This is a genomic window from Stenotrophomonas sp. 1337, assembly GCF_031455455.1.
Taxonomy (GTDB): domain Bacteria; phylum Pseudomonadota; class Gammaproteobacteria; order Xanthomonadales; family Xanthomonadaceae; genus Stenotrophomonas; species Stenotrophomonas indicatrix.
Genome location: NZ_JAVDSR010000002.1, coordinates 418,494 through 439,675 on the forward strand (window position 1 = coordinate 418,494; position 21,182 = coordinate 439,675).

Here is a 21,182-nt window from a genome sequence, read left to right on the forward strand (position 1 = left end):
GCCTGCTGCGATCATGATGGAAATGAATCATCATCATCGCTGTCATCTGGAATTGAGATACGGGTGTGAACCTGAAGCAGCTCGAGTTCGCCGTGGCCCTGGCTGAAGAGCGCAACTTCACCCGTGCGGCCGCGCGCTGCCACGTCGTGCAGTCGGCCCTGAGCCATCAGATTGCCCATCTGGAGCAGGAGCTGGGCACGATGTTGTTCGAGCGGCTGCCGCGCCAGGTGCGCGCCACCGCGGCGGGGGAGGCGTTGCTGGTGCACGCCCGGCAGGTGCTGGCCAGCCTGCGCCACCTGCGTGCCGACGTCGCTGCCGTCAGTGGTGACGTGCGCGGGCTGCTGGCGATCGGGCAGATCTCGTCGCTGACCGGCGTCGACGTGGTGGCCATGCTGGCTGCCTTCCAGCAGCAGCACCCGCAGGTGGAGTTCCAGTTGCGGGTGGACAAGAGCGAGACCCTGCTGCAGCAGGTGCAGTCGCGCGCACTGGACGTGGCGCTGGTGGGGCTGGCGCCGTCGGCCCATCTCGAGGGCGTCTGCCACCAGATGCTGCAGGAAGAGGATCTGGTGGCCGTGCTGGCGCCGCAGCATCGGCTGGCCACGCGCCAGCGGTTGCCGTTGGCGGCGCTGCAGGATGAGGCCCTGGTCGATTTCCCGCGGGGGACCGGCGCGCGCCGGCAGACCGATGATGCGTTCGCCGCAGCGGGCCTGCCGCATCAGGTGCGTTTCGAGGTCAACCTGATGGAACTGGTCGAGCGCTTCGTCCGCCACGGCCTGGCGGTGGGCATCGTGCCGGTGCGGATCGCCGACGGTTTCGAAGGGGTGGTGCAGGTGCCGCTGCAACCGACCCCGACCCGGCGCGTACATCTGGTGTGGCAGCGACTGCCGACGCCGGCCGCACGCGCCTTCGTCGACGCCGTGCTCAGCTGCGCAGGCGCAGGCTCAGGCCCTTGAGGAAGTTGCGCAGCATCTGGTCCAGGCAGCGCCGGTAGTTCTTGTGGCCGGGCTGGCGGAACAGCGCGCCGAGTTCGGATTTGGAGACGTTGAAGCCGATGCTGGTGAAGATCTCCATCATGTCGACATCGCGCAGCTGGAAGGCCACGCGCAGCTTCTTCAACACCAGGTTGTTGTCGATGCGGGTTTCCACCGCACGCGGCGCCTGGCCCTCATCGTGACCGCGCAGGTGCAGGATCAGGCCATCGAGGAAGTGCGCCAGCGCACTGTCGCTCATCGGCTGGAAACCCGGCTCGTCTTCACGCAGCAGCCAGGCCTTGGCCTGGTCGACATCCACTTCGAACGCCGGATCGGCCATCTGGCACAGGGTCACCACGTGGTGGTCGCCGAGGTCCAGGGAATAGCGCACGCTGCGCAGTACATCATTATTGATCATGGCCCATTGTACCGGCCCTGCGGCTGTAACCGGACTGTCACCGGATTGCAGCATCGTGAGCGCTGTTCTGCAGAGACCCTCTCCAATGCGCCGGTACCTCCTTTCCGTTCTGCTGGCCGCCAGCAGCTTCGCCGCCACCGCCCAGGACCGTTTCGTGCCCGTGGAGCAGCGTCTCAGCGCGGCCCAGCTGGCCGAAGTGGGCCTGGACGCGACCCAGCTGCAGACCCTGAACCGCATGCTGCGCGAGGCCGAGGCATCTACGCCCGTACCCACGCGGGCGGCGGTTGCGGCCAACACCGGCGCGCCGGTGCCGGCCAACGTTCCCGCCCCGGCGGCGATGCACCTGGGCCTGGAAGAGGGGCCGGTCAGCGCCCGCGTGGTCGGCGACGTCGCGGGTTGGCAGCCGGGCACGGTGTTCACCCTCGACAACGGTCAGCAGTGGCAGGTGATGAAGGGCCAGATGAAGCTGCGCAAGACCCTGCAGGCACCGCAGATCGAGGTGATTCCGGGCATTGCCGGGCGCTGGTTCCTGCAGGTCGACGAAGATCTGCCGAAGGCACGCGTGTTCCGCCTGCGCTGACCGCGCGCACCGCAGCGGGCCGATCCGGCAACGCAGCCGTGGGCCGACGGTGCCAGAATGGCGGTCTGGTTTCCCACGGAGTTGTCTGATGACCCGAACCGTCCTGATTACCGGCGCCACGTCCGGCTTCGGCGCCGCTGCCGTACACCGTTTCGCCCAGGCGGGCTGGAAAGTGATCGCCACCGGCCGTCGCAGCGAACGCCTGCAGCCGCTGGTCGAGCGCTACGGCAAGGAGGTGGTGCACGCGGCCGTGTTCGACGTGCGTGATCCGGTCGCGATGGAAGCGGCACTGCTGGCGCTGCCGCCGGCCTTCGGTGACATCGATCTGCTGGTCAACAATGCCGGTCTCGCCCAGGGCACCGCGCCGGCGCAGAGCGCCAGCCTGAAGGACTGGACGACGATGATCGACACCAACATCACCGCGCTGGTCACCCTGACCCATCGCCTGTTGCCGCAGCTGGTGGAGCGCAAGGGCGCCATCATCAACATTTCGTCGGTGGCCGGTGTCTATCCGTATCCGGGCGGCAACGCCTATGGCGGCACCAAGGCGTTCGTCAGCCAGTTCTCGCTGGGCCTGCGTTCGGACCTGCACGGTACCGGTGTACGCGTGACCACCATCGAACCGGGCATGGCCGAAACCGAGTTCACCGTGGTCCGCACCCATGGCGACCAGGTTGCGTCGGACAAGCTGTACACCGGCGCCAACCCGATGACCGCCGAAGACATCGCCGAGCAGATCTTCTGGGTGGCGAGCCTGCCCCCGCACCTGAACATCAATCGCCTGGAACTGATGCCGGTCAGCCAGTCGTTCGCCGGTTTCCAGGTTGCCCGCGAGAGCTGATCCGCTGTCTGCAGCGTCGAGCCCGGCGCTGCACGGGCAAAAAAAAGCCGGGCAATGCCCGGCTTTTTTCATTATGCCCGCACGCTTACTGCGCCTTGATCGCCATCGCCTGCAGGCCGGTGCCATCCAGCTTCTGCTTGGCTTCGGAAAGCTCACCGGCGGTGCCATAGGGCCCCATGCGTACGCGGTACACGGTCTTGCCGTTGATCTGCGCCGACTCCACGCGTGCGGCCAGGCCCATCATCGCCAGCTTGGCCTTGGTCGCTTCGGCATCGCCGGACGCGCCGAACGCACCGGCCTGCAGGATGTAGCGGGCGTTGTCGGCCGGTGCCGGGGCTGCTGCAGTGCTGGCGGCGGCCGGCGCGGTTTCGCTGCGTGCCGCAGGAGCGGCGGCAACGGTGCTGGTGCTGGCCGGCGCGGTGGTGGCCGCTGGCGCGGCGGTCGTCGGGCGTTCACTCACCGGCGTCGGCAGCGGACGGCTGGTGGCGGTCACCGGCGCGGTGCTGGCAACGCTCGCCGTCGCCGCAGGGGCTGCGGCCGCAACCGCCGCCGGCACGGGCTTGCCTTCCAGTGCGGCCTGCGCGCGCTGCGCTTCGGCCTTGCTCCGGCGCTGTTCCTCGGCGCGCGCGCTGGCGGCCAGTTCGGCGTCGGACATCTCCACTTCCTTGCCAGGCAGCAGGGTGTAGAAGTCGTACTGGGTGGCGGCCGGCTTTTCCGGCTCAGCCGGTTTCGGCGTGGCCGGCTGTGCGGCCGGCTGGGTGCCGACATCGCCTTCGCCATCGGCCACCGGCGCCGGCTGCGCGTTCGGGTTCGGCTGCGGACCGGCGCGCAGGAAGCCATCGCCCTCGCCCTTGAACAGGTTCGGCGCCGCCAGGAACACCACGGCGGCGATCGCCACGCCGGCAACCAGCCACACCCATCCGGGCGTGCCTTGGCTGCTGTTGCGCCGAGCCTGTGTCTTGCCGCGTCGTGCTGCCATGTCTACTGCGTCTCCTGAGGCTTACATTTTTTCCGGGGCGGAAACGCCCAGGAGGTCGAGGCCGTTGGCCAGTACCTGGCGCGCCGCGCAGGCCAGGGTCAACTTGGCATTGCGATCGGTCGCGTCGTCCACCAGCACCGGCGTCCCGTGATACCACGTGTGGAAGGCGTGCGCCAATTCGCGCAGGTACTGCGCGACCAGATGCGGTTCCAGCGCCACGCCGGCCGCTTCCACCACTTCCGGATAACGCGAGATCTCGTTCATCAGGGCCAGCGATGCGTCATCGGCCAGGCGGCCCAGATTGGACAGGCCGGTGCCCTGTTCGTAGACCAGACCCTTCTCCTGCGCCTGGCGCAGCAGGCTGCAGACGCGGGCATGTGCGTACTGCACGTAGAACACCGGGTTGTCGTTGCTCTGCTGACGGGCCAGGTCGATGTCGAAGGTCAGCTGTGAATCGGGCTTGCGTGCGATCAGGAACCAGCGGGTGGCGTCGCGGCCGGCTTCTTCGATGAGGTCGCGCAGGGTGAAGTAGCTGCCGGCACGCTTGGACAGCTTCACTTCCTCGCCGCCGCGCATGACGGTGACCATCTGGTGCAGCACGTATTCCGGCCAGCCCTGCGGGATGCCCACTTCCATGGCCTGCAGGCCGGCACGCACGCGCGCCAGTGAACCGTGGTGGTCCGCGCCCAGTTCGGTGATCGCGCGCTCGTAGCCGCGCTGCCACTTCGACAGGTGGTAGGCCACGTCCGGCACGAAGTAGGTGAAGGTGCCGTCGGACTTGCGCATCACGCGGTCCTTGTCGTCACCGAAGTCGGTGCTGCGCAGCCACAGCGCGCCGCCTTCCTCATAGGTATGGCCCGACGCCTGCAGCTTGGCCACTGCCTCGGCCACCTTGCCATCGGCGTACAGCGAGCTTTCCAGGAAGTAGATGTCGAAATCCACGCCGAACGCGGCCAGGTCCAGGTTCTGCTCGTTGCGCAGGTAGGCCACGGCGAAGCGGCGGATCGCCTGCAGGTCGTCCGGGTCCTTGGCGCCGACTACCAGGGTGCCTTCCAGGTCGACGCTGGCGCCGGACATGTAGGCACGTGCCACGTCGGCGATGTAGTCGCCGCGGTAGCCGCCTTCCGGCCAGCCTTCCTGGTCCGGGGCAATGCCCTTCACCCGGGCCTGGGTCGACAGCGCCAGGTTCTCGATCTGCACGCCGGCATCGTTGTAGTAGAACTCGCGCTTGGCATTCCAGCCGTTGGCATCGAGCACGCGTGCCACGCAGTCGCCGATGGCCGCGGCGCGGCCGTGGCCGACATGCAGCGGACCGGTCGGGTTGGCCGACACATACTCCACGCCTACCGTGCGGCCATTGCCGGACAGGTTGCGGCCGTAATCGGCGCCTTCCTTGATGACGGTGACGGCTTCGCGCTGGTACGCGGCCGGCGCCAGGTGGAAATTGATGAAGCCGGGGCCGGCGATCTCGACCTTGCTGACGTCTTCGCTGCGCGGCAGTGCCTCGACCAGCGCCTGTGCCAGTGCGCGCGGATTGCTGCGCGCGGCCTTGGCCAGCAGCATCGCGGCGTTGGTGGCGAAGTCGCCGTGGTCGCGGGTCTTCGGGCGCTCGACCACGAAGTCCGGCGGCAGGGAGTCGACGGGCAGGGTGCCATTGGCGCGCAAGGCTTCGATGCCTTGGCTGATCAGGGCGCGGAGGAGATTTTTCACGAGGCCTGCTGTGAGAATGAGCGGCGGAATCGCCCATTTTAGCGCAGATGCCGGCCTCAACGCTGACCGGGGCCTGCCTGCCAGGGCACGCGTCGCGGCGTGCTGCTGCGGGGCTCATCCGACCAGGCGGGCCTGGAGCGGTGGCAGAAGACCCCGTTCAGCAAACGAAACCGGACGCCCCTCGCCGACCACGAAGTGGTCCAGCAGGCGGATGTCGACCAGTGCCAGGGCCCGTTGCAGTTCCTCGGTGATCTGCGCGTCGGCGGCCGAGGGTTCCGGGTCGCCAGAGGGATGGTTATGGCTGAGGATGACCGCGGCGGCGTTGTGCAGCAGGGCTCTGCGCACTACTTCACGCGGGTAGACCGGGGCCGCGTTGATGGTGCCGGCGAACAGTTCCTCGCAGGCGATCAGGCGGTGGCGGTTGTCCAGGAACAGGACCACGAACAGTTCCCGTGCCTGCCCACGCAGACGGTGCTGCAGGTAACGGCCGACGGCGGCAGGGTTGTTGCCGACCGCTTCGCCCTGCTGCAGTTCAGCGGCCAGGTAGCGGTGGGCCAGCTCCAGCCCTGCGGCCAGCGTGCAGCTGCGAGCCGGCCCCAACCCGGGGAGTTTCGATAGTTCGCGGGCGGAGCGGTCCAGCAGCACCCGCAACGGGCCGTGGGCGAGCAACAGGTCGCGCGCGGTCTGTACGGCGTCCCGGCCGCCAATGCCGGAACCCAGGAACAGGGCCAGCAGTTCGGCGTCGGACAATGCCGTGGGACCCCGGGCCAGCAGCTTCTCGCGGGGACGCTCTTCTTCGGGCCATTCGTGGATGGGCATGGCGCCCATCATGGCGATCATCGCCGACCGCTCCCATAAGCCCTTGCCGCACCTGCGGGTCGGCCAAGCCCTCAGTCGCGCCGGGTCTGCAGGTAGTCGTAGAGTTCCTGGTTGGTCTGCAGGCCAAGCTTGCGCATGGCTTCGGCCTTCTGCCGGCTGATCGTCTTCGGGCTGCGCCCGCTGCGGTCGGCGATGGCATTGATGTTCAGGCCGTCGGTCAGCAGCTGCAGCACTTCCAGTTCGCGTGTCGACAATGCGGCCGGTGGGTGGGGAAACAGCAGATCGCGGGCCTGCAGGTGGCGCCGCAGCTGGTCGGAAACGAACACCTGCCCGGCCATGGCGGCATGCAGGGCCTGCGGTAGTTCGGCGAAGTCGGCGCTCTTGTCGACAAGGCCGTGTACGCCATCGCGCAGCAGGCCATCGAGCAACCCCGGGTGCCTGGCCCCGGTCAGCACTACCACGGGAAGGTCGGGATGGCGTTGGCGCAGCTCGGCCAGCAGTTCAGGGCCGTCCGGGCCGGGGCCGGGCATGGACAGGTCGGTGAGTACGGCGTGGCAGGGCTGCTGGACCAGCAGCTGCAGCAGTCCGGCACCGTCGGCAGCGGCACCGGCCACGTCCATCTGGTGACGCTCAAGCACGATTCGGATGCCGTGCAGGACGACCGGATGGTCGTCGGCAATGATGATGCGCGGTTGCACGGGGAACTCCTGGGAAATCGAACGGCACACCTCGGTGGCCAGCAATGATTCTGCAAAGCGGGGACGCGAAGAGGTATAGGAAAGTTCCGAATCGGCGCGCAGCAAACCCGGAAAACTCCATCGGCCCCCGCCCATGTGCTGATAGCCGCCCGCTATGTGCCGCGTGCACCGGGAGGTTGCTGGCCTTCGGGTAAGCTAACGCCCTCGTTTGCACAGGAATTCCAGGTGGCTGATTCTCCCAACGCTTCCCCGACGCGGACCCGCGCGCTGGAAGGCCAGAAACTGCTCTTGTGTGTCGGTGGCGGGATCGCGGCCTACAAGGCCCTGGAACTGGTTCGACGCCTGCGTGATGCCGGTGCGCTGGTGCAGGTGGCGATGACGGCCGGCGCCCAGCAGTTCGTCACCCCACTCAGCTTCCAGGCCCTTTCCGGCCAGCCGACCCGCACTACCTTGTGGGACAGCGCCGCCGAACAGGCCATGGGCCACATTGAACTGGCACGCTGGGCCGATCGCATCGTGATCGCGCCGGGTACCGCCGACCTGCTGGCCCGCCTGGCCCAGGGCCACGCCGATGACCTGGTCAGCACCTTGTGCCTGGCCAGCACCGCACCACTGACCGTGTGCCCGGCGATGAACCATCGGATGTGGCTGCATCCGGCCACCCAGGCCAATATCGCCCTGCTGCGCCAGCGCGGCGCGCAGGTGATCGGTCCGGTCGATGGGCCGCTGGCCGAAGGCGAATCCGGCCCCGGTCGTTTGGCCGAGCCGGCCGACATCGTCGCCGCCCTGGCCGCCAACGGCGCTGCCGCTGCCGCGGCGCCGGAAACGCGCGCCCTGCAGGGCCTGCGCCTGCTGATCAGCGCCGGCCCGACCTATGAAGACATCGATCCGGTGCGTTACGTGGGCAACCGCAGCAGCGGCAAGATGGGCTACGCGCTGGCCGCCGCTGCCGCCGGGCTCGGTGCCCAGGTGGTGCTGGTCAGCGGCCCGGTGCAGCTGCCGACGCCGCCCGGCGTGCAGCGCATCGATGTGCGCTCTGCCGCGCAGATGCGCGAGGCGGTACTGGATGCGCTGCCGGCCGACATCTACATCGGTGCTGCCGCCGTTTCCGACTACACCCCGCGTCAGGTGGCCGCGCAGAAGCTGAAGAAGACCGCCGACAGCCAGTCGCTGGTGATCGAGCTGGTGCGCACCCCGGACATCCTGGCCGAGGTTGCCGCGCAGACGCAGTCGTTGAAGCTGGTGGTCGGCTTTGCCGCCGAGACCCACGATGTGGAGAAATATGCGCGCGGCAAGCTGGTCGACAAGCGCCTGGACCTGGTGATCGCCAACCAGGTGGGCATCAGCGGCGGTGGTTTCGAAAGCGACAACAATGCCGCCACGGCCTTCTGGCAGGATGGCGAACAGGTATTCCCGGCTACTTCCAAGCGTGAGCTGGCCGAACAACTGCTGGCGCTGATCGCGCGGAGGCTTCAGGCATGACCCAGGCAAGCAACACCCACGGATTCATCCCGCAACCGTTGCAGGTCAAGCTGCTCGACCCGCGCTTCGGCGACAGCTGGCCGCTGCCGGCCTATGCCACCGAAGCCAGCGCCGGCATGGACCTGCGCGCGGCGCTGGAAACCGCGCTGACCCTGCAGCCGGGCGATACCGCACTGGTCCCCAGCGGCCTGGCCATCCATATCGCCGATCCTCATCTGTGCGCAGTGATCCTGCCGCGTTCGGGCCTGGGCCACCGCCATGGCATCGTGCTCGGCAACGGCACCGGCCTGATCGACGCCGACTACCAGGGGCCGTTGCTGATCAGTGTCTGGAACCGTGGCCGCGAGGCCTTCACGATCGAGCCGGGCGATCGCATCGCCCAGTTGGTGATCGTGCCGATTGCCCGCGTCAGCCTGCAGGTGGTGGATACTTTCACCGACAGCGTGCGGGGAACGGGTGGATTCGGCCATACCGGGGTGCGTTGACAGGGGACATCGATGAGCGGCATCGGGGAAGCACAGCGGGGAACGACGTTGGGACGCAGCGCGCCATTGCTGGGCGTGCTGCTGGTACTGCTGGCCGCCTGGTTCGGCTGGAGCGCGGTGCAGCAGTGGCGGCAGGCCGCCAGCGGGGACGCGCTGGAACAGGCCCGCGACCAGGCCGTGCAAGGGCTGCAGCAGGCTGCCTCCGGCCAGTTGCAGCAGCTGCAGCAGCAGTTGAAGGGCGACCGCGTGCAGCAGGCGCTGCAGGTCGGTGATGCCGCCGGCGCCGCGCTGGCGCTGCGGGAAAGCTGGACCGGCGTCGAGCAGGTGGAGGTGCTGGGCGCTGACCTGGCCGCAGGCTATGCCGATGCGGCCACTTTTGGATTCGCACGCCTGGCCCTGCTGGAATCGGCGCTGGCCGAAGGCAAGGCAACCCTGCGCGTGGTCCGCGATGGCGGCGGCAACCGCCTGGGTCTGGCCGCGCCGGTACAACTGGCCGGTGTCGGGCCGGCGGTGGTGTATGTCCGCCAGCCGCTGTTGCGGTTGACCGCGCCGCTGGATCAGGTGAGCGCTCCCGGCAACGGCTTCCTGGCGCTGCGCCAGGGAGCACACAACATCGTGGTGCAGGGCGATACCGGCCTGTCCGAGAGCGCCGAAGCAATGGCGCGCCCGGTGGCGGGAACGCCGTTGCGGCTGGCCGCCGGGGTGCCCAATGTGGAACCCGGCCCGCTGGGGCTGGGAGCCCTGGCCAGCGCGATTGTCGCCCTGCTGCTGGGCTTCATCGCGGTACTGCTGGTGGTAGGTCGTGGCCGGCTGCCGAAGTCGCTGCCGCTGCCCAGCCGGCGCAGCGCGGTGGCCGACGCCGATCATGGCCCGACCCTGCGCGAAAGCCTGCAGATGGTCCCGCCAACTGTGCCCGGCGAGACGGTGGCCGAGGCTGCGCCACCTCCGCCGCCACCGGTTCCGGCCGACGAGCTGGCTGCAGGCATCTTCCGCGCCTACGACATCCGCGGCGTCGTGGGCAGCGAGCTGACCGCGCGCACCGCCGCGCTGATCGGCCAGGCCATCGGCACCGTCGCCCTTGAGCAGGGCCTGCGCGAGGTGGTGATCGGTCGCGATGGGCGCTTGTCCGGTCCCGAACTGTCGGCCGGTCTTGCCGAAGGCCTGCGGCGCGCCGGCTGTGCGGTCATCGATATCGGCCTGGCGCCGACCCCGGTGGTGTATTTCGCCGCCTTCCATCTGCGCACCGGTACCTGTGTAGCGGTCACCGGCAGCCACAATCCGCCGGACTACAACGGTTTCAAGATCGTCATCGGTGGTGAGACCCTGTCCGGCGATGCGATCACCGACCTTTACCAGCGCATTGTCGAAGGCCGTCTGGTGCAGGCTGCGGAGCCGGGAGATTACCAGCAGCGCGAGGTCGCCGCCGATTACATCCAGCGTATTGCTGATGACGTGCAGCTGGACCGACCACTGAAAGTGGTGGCCGACGCGGGCAACGGCGTGGCCGGTGCCTTCGCCCCGCAGCTGCTGGAAGCGATCGGCGCAGAAGTCATCCCGTTGTACTGCGATGTCGACGGCACCTTCCCCAACCATCACCCCGATCCCAGCGAGCCGGCCAACCTGGAAGACCTGGTGCAGACGGTCAAGCGCTTTGGCGCCGACCTCGGCGTGGCGTTCGATGGTGATGGCGATCGCCTTGGCGTGGTCACCAGTGAAGGCAGGATCATCTACGCCGACCGTCTGCTGATGCTGTTCGCCGCCGACGTGCTGATGCGCAACCCGGGCGCGATGGTGATCTACGACGTGAAGTGCACCGGCAGGTTGTCCGATCACGTGCTGCGCAACGGCGGCAGCCCGTTGATGTGGAAGACCGGGCACTCGCTGATGAAGGCGAAGATGCGCGAGACCGACGCCGAACTGGCGGGCGAGATGAGCGGCCACTTCTTCTTCAAGGAACGCTGGTTCGGCTTTGACGATGGCCTGTACGCCGCTGCACGCCTGCTGGAGATCCTCGCCCAGCGCGAGGAAACGCCGGACGAAGTGCTGGCCGAACTGCCGGAAATGGTGGCGACGCCGGAGCTGAAGGTGCCGGTGGCCGAGGGCACCCCGCATGCGTTGGTGGCGATGCTGGTGGCCGCTGCGCAGTCGCCGGACAACCCGTATGTCGGCGGCCGCCTGTCGACCATCGACGGCCTGCGGGTGGACTTCGCCGACGGCTGGGGCCTGGTTCGCGCCTCCAACACCACGCCGGTGCTGGTGCTGCGTTTCGAAGGCAACGACGAAGCAGCACTGGAGCGTATCCAGGCGCTGTTCCGCAGCCAGCTGCAGCCGGTGCTGGGCGACACCCCGCTGGGGTTCTGAGGTGAGGCCGGGCTGCGCCCGGCACCCGCGGTAGTGCCGGCCGCTGGCCGGCAACCTCAACAGCAACAGCGGGCACTCCGTGGGTTGGTGGAGCGGTGTCGGAGTGCGGGGACGCCGCAAGTACGTCCTTGTAGGCTTGGCAGCCGCATCCATGCGGCTGACACCCCGCACTCCGACACCGCCCCACCTCTGACAATTTCCCGGTGCTGTTGGTGGGTCGACCTTGGTCGACACAGTAGATCCACGCCAAGCGTGGATGCTCTTCGATGATGTCCATCCACGCATGGCGTGGATCTACTTGGCTGGTGGGTGCCGACCGTGGGTCGGCACGCCTCACCCCTTGAACCGCAACCCCACGCCCGGTTCGGTGAACAGGTAGCGCGAATCCAGCGCCGAGTCGCCCAGCTTGTGCCGCAGCTTGCCGACCAGGATGCGCAGGTAGTGGGTGTCGTGCTGGTGGGTGGGTCCCCAGATTTCCTGCAGGATCTGCGGTTGCGTCACCACCCGCCCGGCATTGCGCAGCAGCAGCGACAACAGCGCGTACTCCTTGCGGGTCAACGCCACCAGCTCGCCGTCGATCGCCACTTCGCGGCGCACCAGGTCCACGTGCAGGTGGCCATCGTCGAACACCGGCGGCGTGCCATCGGTCGGCACACTGCGTGTGCGCAGCAGCGCCCGCACCCGCGCCATCAGCTCCTGGGTACCGAAGGGTTTGGTCACGTAGTCGTTGGCGCCGTTGTCCAGTGCACGCACCTTCTCGGTTTCGCCGGCACGCACGGTCAGCATGATCACCGGCACCTGGCTCCACTGCCGCAGCTGTTCCAGCACCTCGTGGCCTTCCATGTCCGGCAGGCCGATGTCCAGGATCACCAGGTCCATGTCCTCGCTGGCAGCCATCTGCAGGCCTTCCTGGCCGGTCGCGGCCTGGCGCACCTGGTAGCCCTGCGCGCGCAGGCTGATGTCCAGGAACCGGCGGATCTGGGTTTCATCGTCGATCACCAGCACGCGCGGGGCCGGCGCGCTGGCATCAGTCGGGGTCGGACTCATCGTGGGAGGCTGGCTTGAGCAGGGGCAGGGTAATGCGGATCAGGGTACCGCGACCGTCGCGCCCGGGCAGCGCCTGCACGCTGCCGCCGTGTGCGCCGATCATGCCCTGGCAGATGGTCAGGCCCAGGCCGGTGCCGTGGCGGCCGCGGTCGCCGCGTTCGACGCTGTAGAACATGTCGAAGATGCGCGCGCGCTCGTCGTCGGGAATGCCGGGGCCGGCATCGATCACGTCGATGCGCAGCTGACCGTCCAGTTCGCGCGCCAGCACCTGCACGGCGGCATCGGCTGGCGAGAACTTGGCAGCGTTCTCCATCACGTTGAACACCGCCTGTTCCACCAGTGCCGGATGCACCCATATCGGTGCCAGCGTTGCCGGAATATCCAGCTCCAGCCGCACCTTCGGCTGGTAGCGCTGCAGGCGTCGGGCGGCCGAACCGATCAGCTCGTCCACGCCTATCCAGTCGCGGTTGATCTTCAGGCCCTCGTGGCCCAACCGGGTCATGTCCAGCAGGTTCTGGATGTAGCGGTCCAGGCGCTCGCCTTCGACCAGGATGGTGTCCAGCAACGCGCGGCGGTCGGCCAGATCCATCGCCGTACCGTAGCTGGCCAGGCTGTCGGCCGAGCCGATCATCGCTGCCAGCGGCGAACGCAGGTCGTGCGACACCGAAGAAAGCAGGGCAGAGCGCAGCCGCTCGGTCTCGTTGCTCACATGCGCCTGTTCCAGCTCGGCCACCAAGCGCGTGCGCAACGCGGCCTGGGCGATGTCGTCGACCATCGCTTCGGCCAGCTGGCGCTGTTCGGGCAGCAGCCGCGCCTGCGCACCCGGCAGGTACAGGCCGGCCACGCCGATCGCGCGGTCTTCGCCGTCCAGCAGCGGCAGGAACCACCATTGCGCGCCGGCCAGGGTATCGGTGAAGCGGCCACTGGGCTGGCCATGGCGCAGGGCCCAGTCGGCCGCCGCCAGATCGGTATCACCGGGCAGGCTGCGGCCACCGGCGGCGGTATCGGCGCCGATCCGCAGCCAGGCCGGTACGTCCATGGCCTGTTCCAGCGCATGCCGGCCGGCCTGTGCCACTTCACCATTGCCGGCCGCGCTGGCCAGCTGCCGGCCCAACTGCTGGCGTGCGCGTGCATGGCGGTTGGCCGCGCGCAGTGCGATCACCTGCATGCGCAGGCGCGACGCCAGGCGTCCGGCCACCAGCGCCGCCGCCAGGAACAGGAACACGGTGATCACGCCCTGCCGCGCGCCGATGGCGAAGGTGAAGCGCGGCGCGATGAACAGGAAGTTGTAAGCGAGAAAACACAGGATCGCCGCCATCACCGCGACGCTGGCGCGGGTACGTGCAGCCACCAGCACCACCGCCACGATGAACACCATCGACAGATCGGCCATGCCCACCCAGCGTTCGACCAGCCACGCCACCGCGCAGGCAAGGGCGGTGGCGATCAGGGCCTGCAACGGCTCGTGGCTGACCCCGCGCATCGGTGGCAGCAGCCCCTCTCGACGGGAACGCGCACGCGCCTGCGGCGTGCTGATGATGGTGATCTCGTAGTGCGCGCCGCGCTGGATCAGCTGCTGGGTCAGGGTGCGGTTGAACATCCGCGCCAGCGGCCGTTCGCGGGTACGCCCCAGCACCAGCGTCGATACGCCGTTGTGCGCGGCGTGGTCGAGCAATGCATCGGCGATGCTTGAACCATGCAGCAGCTCGGCTTCGCCGCCGAGGCGGCGGGCCAGCGCGAACGCAGCATCGATCTCGCGCCGGGTCGCTTCGTCCTGGCGGCGCCCCTGCACCGTCACCACCGTCCACGGTGCATCGCGGCGTTCGGCGATGCGCCGTGCCACCCGCACCAGGTATTCGCTCTGGCCACCGCCGTCGATCGCCACCAGCACGCCACGCCGCAACGGCAGATTGCTCTCGCCGCGCGCGGCGCGGGCTTCGCGCAGGCTGCTGTCGACACGGTCGGCGGCCTCCTGCATCGCCAGCTCGCGCAATGCAGTCAGGTTGGCCGGCGAGAAGAACGCCTGCAGGGCCTGCGCGGCCTGCTCGGGCACGTACACCTTGCCCTGCTGCAGGCGCGCGATCAGTTCGCGCGGCGGCAGGTCGACCAGCACGATGTCATGCAGGCGGTCGAGCACGCCATCGGGCACGGTCTCGCTGACACGCACGCCGGTGATGCGCATCACCACATCGTTGAGGCTCTCTAGATGCTGGATGTTGACCGTGGTCCAGACGTCGATGCCGGCGTCCAGCAGTTCCATCACGTCCTGCCAGCGCCGTTCGTGGCGGCTGCCCGGCGCATTGCGATGGGCCAGCTCGTCCACCAGCACCAGCGCTGGTTTCCTCGCCAGCACGGCGTCCAGGTCCATCTCCTGCAGGTCGTGGCCATGGTAGGCCACGTCCTTCAGCGGCAGCCGTGGCAGGCCTTCCAGCAGGGCCTGGGTATCGGCACGGCCGTGGGTCTCCACCAGCCCGACCACCAGGTCCACGCCACGGCGCAGCTGTTCCTGCGCGCGGGTCAGCATGGCGTAGGTCTTGCCGACGCCGGGCGCAGCGCCCAGGAACACGGTGAGCTTGCCACCGGCTTCGCGTTGCAGTCCTTCCACCAGGGCGTTGGCCTGGCGGGTCCGCAGATCAGTCATGGGAGCCGCTGTCATGGCCGCCATTGTGCGCGCAGCGGGTGCAGCCCTGCATCACGGCGCGCGTGCCGCGTGGTCCAGTGCGAAGTTCAGCGTCACCACGTTCACTCGTGGCTGGCCGAATACGCCCCATTGCCGGCCCTGCGTGTTGGCCTTCACCAGTGCCTGCACCTGCTCGACGGGCAGGCCACGCGCACGCGCCACCCGGGCAACCTGCAGCTGCGCTGCCGCCGGCGACAACTGCGGATCCAGGCCGCCGCCGGACTGGGTGACCAGATCGGCAGGCACCTGCGCGGGCGTTACGCCTTCGCGCGCGGCCACTGCTGCGGTGCTCGCCGCCACACGCTCGGCCAGCGCCGGGTTGCTGCGGGCCAGGTTGGAGCCGGCCGCCGCCATCGGGTCGTAGTTGGCGGCCGACGGTCGCGCCTGGAAGTAGCCATCGCCGGTGAACGGCTGCGACAGCCATGCCGACGCACGCACCTGGCCGCTGCCATCGCGCAGCAGGCTGCCTTCGGCCTGCGCCGGGAAGGACAGGCCGGCAAAACCGGTGGCGATGCCGGCGTAGACCGCACCGGCCAGCAGCAGGGTGGCCACGCCCAGGCCGATGGCCGGGCGCCAGCTGGCGCCATCCTGCAGCGTGGCCACGCGCGCCTCGCGCTTCAGCTCGCGGGAAAGGGAAGGGGAGTCAGAACGGTTCATGCGCCAAATACCAGGACGAGAAGGAGGTCGATCAACTTGATCGCCGCGAACGGCAGCAGCACGCCACCCAGGCCGTACACCAGCATGTTCCGGCGCAGCAGCGCCGTTGCGGTGGCCGGGCGGAAGCGCACACCGCGCAATGCCAGCGGGATCAGGGCGGGAATCACCAGGGCATTGAAGATCAGCGCCGCCAGCACCGCGTTGCGCGGGCTCGACAGCTGCATCACGTTCAGCGCGGCCATCGCAGGCACGGTGGCGGCAAACAACGCCGGCAGGATCGCGAAGTACTTGGACACATCGTTGGCCAGCGAGAACGTGGTCAGCGCGCCGCGGGTGATCAGCTGCTGCTTGCCCACCTCCACCACCGCCAGCAGCTTGGCCGGATCCGAATCCAGATCGACCATGTTGCCGGCTTCCTTGGCCGCCTGCGTGCCCGAATTCATCGCCAGGCCGATGTCGGCCTGGGCCAGCGCCGGCGCATCGTTGGTACCGTCGCCGACCATCGCCACCAGGCGGCCACCGGCCTGCTCGGCACGGATGCGGGCCAGCTTGTCCTCGGGCCGTGCCTCGGCGATGTAGTCATCCACGCCGGCTTCGGCGGCGATCGCAGCAGCCGTCAGCGGGTTGTCACCGGTGATCATCACCGTGCGGATGCCCATCGCCCGCAGCTGTGCGAACTTCTCGCGCATGCCGTGCTTGACCACGTCCGACAGCTCGATCACGCCCAGCACATGGCGACCCTCGGCCACCACCAGCGGCGTGGCACCGTTGCGCGCGACCTGGTCCACGCGCCCGGTCAGTTCGGCCGGTACGGTGCCGCCGAGCGCCTGCACATGGGCACGGATCGCATCGGCAGCGCCCTTGCGGATCTGCCGGCCGTGCACCAGGTCGACACCGGACATGCGGGTCTGCGCACTGAAGGCCAGGTAGTCGGCCTGGTCCGGCTCGGCGGTTGTGCAGCCCTGTTCGCGGGCCAGGCGCACGATCGACTTGCCTTCCGGGGTCGGGTCGGCCAGCGATGACAGCAGCGCCGCCTCACGCAGCTGGTCGGCGTCGATTCCGGCCAGTGCGTGGAAGTGGCTGGCCTGGCGGTCGCCGTAGGTGATGGTGCCGGTCTTGTCGAGCAGCAGCACGTCGACGTCACCGGCCACTTCCACCGCCTTGCCCGACTTGGCCAGCACGTTGGCGGCCAGCGCGCGGTTCATGCCGGCGATGCCGATGGCCGGCAGCAGGCCACCGATGGTGGTCGGGATCAGGCACACCAGCAGCGCGATCAGCAGCAGCGGATCCACCTTGACGCCCACCGACGCACCGATCGCCGGCAGCGTCGCCACCACCACCAGGAAGGTCAGCGTCATCGCCGCCAGCAGCAGGGTCAGCGCGATTTCATTCGGGGTCTTCTGCCGGTTGGCGCCTTCCACCAGCGCGATCATGCGGTCCAGGAAGCTGTGTCCCGGCTCGGCAGTGATGCGTACGACGATCTGGTCGGACAGCACCTTGGTGCCGCCGATCACGCCGGAGCGATCAGTACCCGCCTCGCGCAGCACCGGTGCCGACTCGCCGGTCACCGCCGCTTCGTTGATGGTGGCCAGGCCCTGCACGATCTCGCCGTCGGCCGGCACCAGCTCGCCGGCACTGACGATCACATGATCACCGGGGCGCAGTTCCGCGGCGGGCACCTGGGTCTCGCTGGCACCGGCCTGCGCCGACGCCAGACGACGCGCCACCAGGTCCTGGCGGGCGCGGCGCAGCGAGGCGGCCTGGCCACGGCCACGTGCTTCGGCCACGGCCTCGGCGAAATTGCCGAACAGCACGGTGACCAGCAGGATCGCGGTCACCGCCAGGCCGAAGCCCAGTGGTGCATTGCCGGTCAGGGTGATGATCGCGGCGACGATCGTGCCGGCCATCACCACCGCCATCACCGGGCTGCGCACCAGATGCATCGGCGACAGCTTGCGTACGGCCTCGATGAGCGCGCGGCGCAGGCCGGCGGCATCGAGCAGGGCCGGGCGGGAAGCCACGGAAGAGGAACGGTTTGCGGTTGCGTGACTACTCATGGGGTGTCCTCAGTGCAGTCCCAGGCTCAGGTGGTCGGCGATCGGGCCGAGTACCAGCGCCGGCATGAACTGCAGCACGGTCAGGATGACGATCACCGAGACCAGGGTCAGGGCGAACGTCGGGGTTTCGATCTGCAGGCTGCCGGCCGATTCAGGGGCCTGCCGCTTGGCGGCCAGCTGCGCGGCCACCACCAGCGGGATGATCAGCAGCGGGAAGCGGCCCAGCAGCAGCACCAGCGAGCAGCTCAGGTTCCACCAGGGCGTGGCGTCACCCAGTCCCTCGAAGCCCGAGCCGTTGTTGGCGTAGGCCGAGACGTACTCGTAGAACACCTGGCTGATGCCATGGAAGCCGGGATTGGAGGTGCCCGCCAGACCCGGCACGGCCAGCGTGATCGCGGTGAACAGCAGCAGCGTGATCGGCTGCAGCAGCACCAGCAGTGCCAGCAGGCGCACCTGCGGCGTTTCCAGCTTGCGGCCGAACAGTTCCGGTGTACGGCCGGTCATCAGCCCGGCCAGGAACACACCCAGCAGCAGGTACACGATGAACTGCTGCAGGCCGCAGCCGATGCCGCCCCAGATCGCGCTGACCAGCATGTTGACCATCGCCAGGCCGCCAGACAGCGGGCTCAGCGAATCGTGCATGCCGTTGACCGAACCGTTGGAGACCTGGGTGGTCACCGCCGCCCACAGCGCGGTGCCATCGGCGCCGAAGCGTACTTCCTTGCCTTCCATCAGCAGCGGCGTGGCCGCGCTGGCGCTATGGCCCTCGCTCCACACCATCGCACCGGTGGACAGCAGCGACATGCCGAGCATGCAGCTGAACACCAGCGCGCCGAAACGACGGCGCCCGGTGAACGCGCCGATCATGAAGATCACCGCCATCGGCACCAGCAGGATGCCGATCACCTCCAGCATGTTCGACACCGGGGTCGGGTTCTCCAGCGGGAAGCTGCTGTTCGGGCCATACCAGCCGCCGCCGTTGGCGCCCAGCTGTTTGGCCGCGACCATCGCCGCAACCGGGCCCAGCGGCAGCTTCTGCTGCGCCATGCCGGCACTGGCATCGATCGGCGTGGCCTGCGGGCCACCGGCCATCGTGGAGGGCACGCCCTGGCTGGTCAGCAGCAGCGTCCATACCAGGCACAGCGGCAGCAGGAAGCGCACGCACAGGCGCACGACGTCGGCGTAGTAATTGCCCACCGCCACCTGGCGGTCATCGCCCGCGGCGGGCGCAGTAACCGATTTCGGCGCGCGCGAGAACAATGCACGCAACGTGGCCACGGCCAGCGCCAGGCCCATCATCGGCGTCACCACCTGCAGGCCGGTGATGCCGGTCATCTGCGAGAAGTAGGACAGCTGGGCCTGGCCGGAATAGTGCTGCTGGTTGGTGTTGGTCAGGAACGAGATCATCGTGTGCAGCGCCGTGTCCCAGCGCATGTTCGGGATCTGGTCCGGATTCAACGGCAACCACGCCTGGGTCATGAACACGGCCTGGGTCAGCACCGCGATCACCACGTTGCTGAGCACGAATGCCAGCACGTAGCCCCGCCAGGACATCGAACGTGAAGGATCAACGCCGAGCACCTTGTACAGCGGCTTTTCGATCCAGTGGAACAGCACGTCGACCTTCATCGGCGTGCCGCGCATCACCCGGGCGAGGTACAGGCCCAGGGGCCAGGCCAGCACCAGGCTGGCGGCAAGAATGGCAAGAATTTCAGTCATGGCAGGCTCCGCTCAGAACGACTCGGGCCGCAGCACGACATAAAGAAGATAGGCGGCGGCAACCAGCACCAGCACGCCACACAGCAACGACAGCCAGGGGGACATGGAATTTGAGACCTGGTGGAACCCCTCCACCTCAGGCCGTCATCGTCGTCTCCGCCCCCATAAACGCACTACGCGCCGGACAGGGCCGACGCGTAAAGAGTGCATAAATTTCAGGGTCCAGGCCGTAACCCGGCAAGCGGCAGCGCCGGGCCATGCCGGGCGAGCAGCGCGCCGCTCAACCCGCCGGGGTCTGTGCCGGCACGTCCACCGGCGCCAATCCCTTCAGCTGCCGATAGCGCTGCAGGCTGCTTTCGATTTCGACCTTCAATGCCTGCTGCTGCTGTTCGAAACTGGCCAGCAGCCGTTGCTGCGACTGCAGCTGCGCATGGCGCTGGCCGATCGCCTGGGCCTGCTTGTCGGCTACCTTGCCGCCGGCCAGTTCGCGGTCGCCGGCGGCAGCAAGCAGGGCCACCAGCGATTCGCGCAGGCTGGCCACGTTGTACTGGGCGGTCTTGAGGTTGTTGTCGAGCACCTCCTGGCGCTCGGCGAACACGCGCCGCAGCGCATTCTCATCACCGTAGGTGGTCAGCATCGCCTGTTCGGTACGCTGCCGGGTCTGCTCGGCCATCTGATCCAGCTGGACCTGCGCCGCCGCCGTGCTGGCGGCAGCGCGTTCCTCATCGCTCAACGCGCGCTGCACCTGCGCGTTGCGCAGGCCGCTGTTGGCGCTGAACTCATCACGGGCGTGGTTGACCGCATCGGCCGGCAGCGCGTCGCTGCAGATCCGCTCCTTGCCCTCGTTCCAGCAGTACAGCTTCTTGTCTGCGGCCTTGCCGCTGGACTGTGCCAGCAGCGTCTGCGGCATCACCAGCAGCAGGCTGGCGGCGACGATGGCAGGAACTCGGAACATGCGACTTCCCCCTGGTGATCAGCGCGTGGAACGGACGCCGTACTGGGCGCGATAGGCCTCCAGCGGCTGCCGGTAGCCTACAAGTTCCGGATTTCCGGACGCGAAATCAAGCAGGTCGGCCAGCGTCGCCACGGCGATCACCGGGATGCCGGCTTCTTCGGCCACGGCCTGTGCGGCGGAGCGATGGTCGCTGTCCGAGGCGATCTCCTGGCGGTCCAGGGCGACCACGATGCCGGCCGGAATACCGCCCGCAGCGCGGATGATCGCCAGCGCCTCGCGGATGGCGGTGCCGGCGGTGATCACGTCGTCGACGATCAGCACGCGCTTGCCGGTCATGTCGGCGCCGATCAACTGGCCGCCTTCACCATGGTCCTTCACTTCCTTGCGGTTGAACGACAGCGGCAGGTCGCGGCCACGCTGGGCCAGCTCGCAGGCCATTGCGGTGGCCAGCGGAATGCCCTTGTAGGCCGGGCCGAACACCACGTCGTACTTGATCCCGGTGGCGTCGATGGCGTCGGAATAGCACGCACCCAGCTGCGACAGCAGGGAACCGGAGTCGAAACGGCCGGCGTTGAAGAAATAGGGGCTCAGCCGGCCGGACTTGAGGGTGAACTGGCCGAAGCGCAGGGCATCGGCGGTCAGGGCCAGCTGCAGGAAACGGTGACGGTGGTCGCTCATCAAAACTCGATTCATCTTCATTTGGAGCGCAAATCCTAATCCAGC

Annotated in this window: 19 protein-coding genes; 6 read left to right on the top strand and 13 right to left on the bottom strand. The window is 68.3% G+C overall.

The window, feature by feature from the left end:
* The first annotated feature begins 65 nt into the window (after positions 1-65).
* Positions 66-953: a LysR family transcriptional regulator gene (locus tag J2X70_RS05865; RefSeq protein ID WP_309909400.1), complete on the top strand. Its 888-nt coding sequence runs from the start codon at positions 66-68 to the stop codon at positions 951-953.
* Here the strand turns inward: J2X70_RS05865 and J2X70_RS05870 are convergent.
* Positions 922-1,389 (bottom strand): DUF1456 family protein, encoded by a 468-nt coding sequence (locus tag J2X70_RS05870; protein WP_025878370.1) that lies wholly within the window; start codon positions 1,387-1,389, stop codon positions 922-924. The genes J2X70_RS05865 and J2X70_RS05870 overlap by 32 nt on opposite strands.
* An 85-nt stretch (positions 1,390-1,474) precedes the next feature.
* On the opposite strand from J2X70_RS05870, the gene J2X70_RS05875 reads away from it, so the two are divergent.
* Positions 1,475-1,969 carry a hypothetical protein gene (locus J2X70_RS05875; RefSeq protein ID WP_309909403.1) on the top strand — a complete coding sequence of 165 codons (495 nt, stop codon included), beginning with the start codon at positions 1,475-1,477 and terminating at the stop codon, positions 1,967-1,969.
* An 88-nt stretch (positions 1,970-2,057) separates the two neighbouring features.
* Positions 2,058-2,810 (top strand): SDR family NAD(P)-dependent oxidoreductase, encoded by a 753-nt coding sequence (locus J2X70_RS05880; protein ID WP_025878372.1) that lies wholly within the window; start codon positions 2,058-2,060, stop codon positions 2,808-2,810.
* 85 nt (positions 2,811-2,895) lie between these two features.
* Here the strand turns inward: J2X70_RS05880 and J2X70_RS05885 are convergent, their stop codons facing one another.
* The 4 genes from J2X70_RS05885 to J2X70_RS05900 all read right to left on the bottom strand — a co-directional run bounded on the left by J2X70_RS05885 (position 2,896) and on the right by J2X70_RS05900 (position 7,016).
* Entirely contained in the window at positions 2,896-3,789 is an 894-nt protein-coding gene (locus J2X70_RS05885; RefSeq protein WP_080150423.1) for an SPOR domain-containing protein, read from the bottom strand.
* A gap of 21 nt (positions 3,790-3,810) precedes the next feature.
* Complete coding sequence (gene argS / locus J2X70_RS05890) at positions 3,811-5,499, bottom strand: arginine--tRNA ligase (protein ID WP_025878374.1); 1,689 nt, start codon at positions 5,497-5,499, stop codon at positions 3,811-3,813.
* 114 nt (positions 5,500-5,613) lie between these two features.
* Positions 5,614-6,318 carry a DNA repair protein RadC gene (radC, locus tag J2X70_RS05895; protein WP_025878375.1) on the bottom strand — a complete coding sequence of 235 codons (705 nt, stop codon included), beginning with the start codon at positions 6,316-6,318 and terminating at the stop codon, positions 5,614-5,616.
* A gap of 71 nt (positions 6,319-6,389) precedes the next feature.
* Positions 6,390-7,016, bottom strand: a complete 627-nt coding sequence (locus tag J2X70_RS05900; RefSeq protein WP_025878376.1) for a response regulator transcription factor — start codon at positions 7,014-7,016, stop codon at positions 6,390-6,392.
* Positions 7,017-7,241: 225 nt separating this feature from the next.
* Between J2X70_RS05900 and coaBC the strand changes: the two genes are divergently transcribed.
* The 3 genes from coaBC to J2X70_RS05915 are packed head-to-tail and all read left to right on the top strand — an operon-like array spanning position 7,242 to position 11,344.
* The gene (coaBC, locus tag J2X70_RS05905) at positions 7,242-8,498 is read left to right on the top strand and encodes a bifunctional phosphopantothenoylcysteine decarboxylase/phosphopantothenate--cysteine ligase CoaBC (RefSeq protein WP_059064131.1); all 1,257 of its coding nucleotides are present in this window, start codon (positions 7,242-7,244) and stop codon (positions 8,496-8,498) included.
* Positions 8,495-8,983, top strand: a complete 489-nt coding sequence (dut, locus tag J2X70_RS05910; protein ID WP_309909408.1) for a dUTP diphosphatase — start codon at positions 8,495-8,497, stop codon at positions 8,981-8,983. Before coaBC ends, dut begins: the two co-directional genes overlap by 4 nt.
* Before the next feature lie 12 nt (positions 8,984-8,995).
* Positions 8,996-11,344, top strand: coding sequence for a phosphomannomutase/phosphoglucomutase (locus tag J2X70_RS05915; protein ID WP_309909410.1), 2,349 nt, complete (start codon positions 8,996-8,998; stop codon positions 11,342-11,344).
* A 333-nt stretch (positions 11,345-11,677) separates the two neighbouring features.
* On the opposite strand, the gene J2X70_RS05920 is transcribed toward J2X70_RS05915, so the two are convergent.
* The 8 genes from J2X70_RS05920 to pyrE all read right to left on the bottom strand — a co-directional run bounded on the left by J2X70_RS05920 (position 11,678) and on the right by pyrE (position 21,137).
* Positions 11,678-12,391, bottom strand: coding sequence for a response regulator transcription factor (locus tag J2X70_RS05920; protein WP_025879418.1), 714 nt, complete (start codon positions 12,389-12,391; stop codon positions 11,678-11,680).
* Positions 12,372-15,032 carry a sensor histidine kinase KdpD gene (locus J2X70_RS05925; protein WP_025879419.1) on the bottom strand — a complete coding sequence of 887 codons (2,661 nt, stop codon included), beginning with the start codon at positions 15,030-15,032 and terminating at the stop codon, positions 12,372-12,374. Before J2X70_RS05925 ends, J2X70_RS05920 begins: the two co-directional genes overlap by 20 nt.
* A 51-nt stretch (positions 15,033-15,083) precedes the next feature.
* Positions 15,084-15,728, bottom strand: a complete 645-nt coding sequence (kdpC, locus tag J2X70_RS05930) for a potassium-transporting ATPase subunit KdpC (protein WP_025879420.1) — start codon at positions 15,726-15,728, stop codon at positions 15,084-15,086.
* Positions 15,725-17,785: a potassium-transporting ATPase subunit KdpB gene (gene kdpB, locus J2X70_RS05935; protein WP_309909414.1), complete on the bottom strand. Its 2,061-nt coding sequence runs from the start codon at positions 17,783-17,785 to the stop codon at positions 15,725-15,727. The genes kdpC and kdpB overlap by 4 nt, the downstream gene beginning before the upstream one ends.
* Before the next feature lie 9 nt (positions 17,786-17,794).
* Positions 17,795-19,504 carry a potassium-transporting ATPase subunit KdpA gene (gene kdpA / locus J2X70_RS05940; protein WP_025879422.1) on the bottom strand — a complete coding sequence of 570 codons (1,710 nt, stop codon included), beginning with the start codon at positions 19,502-19,504 and terminating at the stop codon, positions 17,795-17,797.
* A gap of 12 nt (positions 19,505-19,516) precedes the next feature.
* Positions 19,517-19,609, bottom strand: a complete 93-nt coding sequence (locus tag J2X70_RS05945; RefSeq protein ID WP_005407770.1) for a potassium-transporting ATPase subunit F — start codon at positions 19,607-19,609, stop codon at positions 19,517-19,519.
* Positions 19,610-19,784: 175 nt separating this feature from the next.
* On the bottom strand, positions 19,785-20,459 hold the full coding sequence (locus J2X70_RS05950) for a hypothetical protein (protein ID WP_025879423.1): 675 nt from the start codon (positions 20,457-20,459) through the stop codon (positions 19,785-19,787).
* Positions 20,460-20,477: 18 nt separating this feature from the next.
* Positions 20,478-21,137, bottom strand: coding sequence for an orotate phosphoribosyltransferase (gene pyrE / locus J2X70_RS05955; RefSeq protein ID WP_025879424.1), 660 nt, complete (start codon positions 21,135-21,137; stop codon positions 20,478-20,480).
* Between the last annotated feature and the right edge of the window lie 45 nt (positions 21,138-21,182).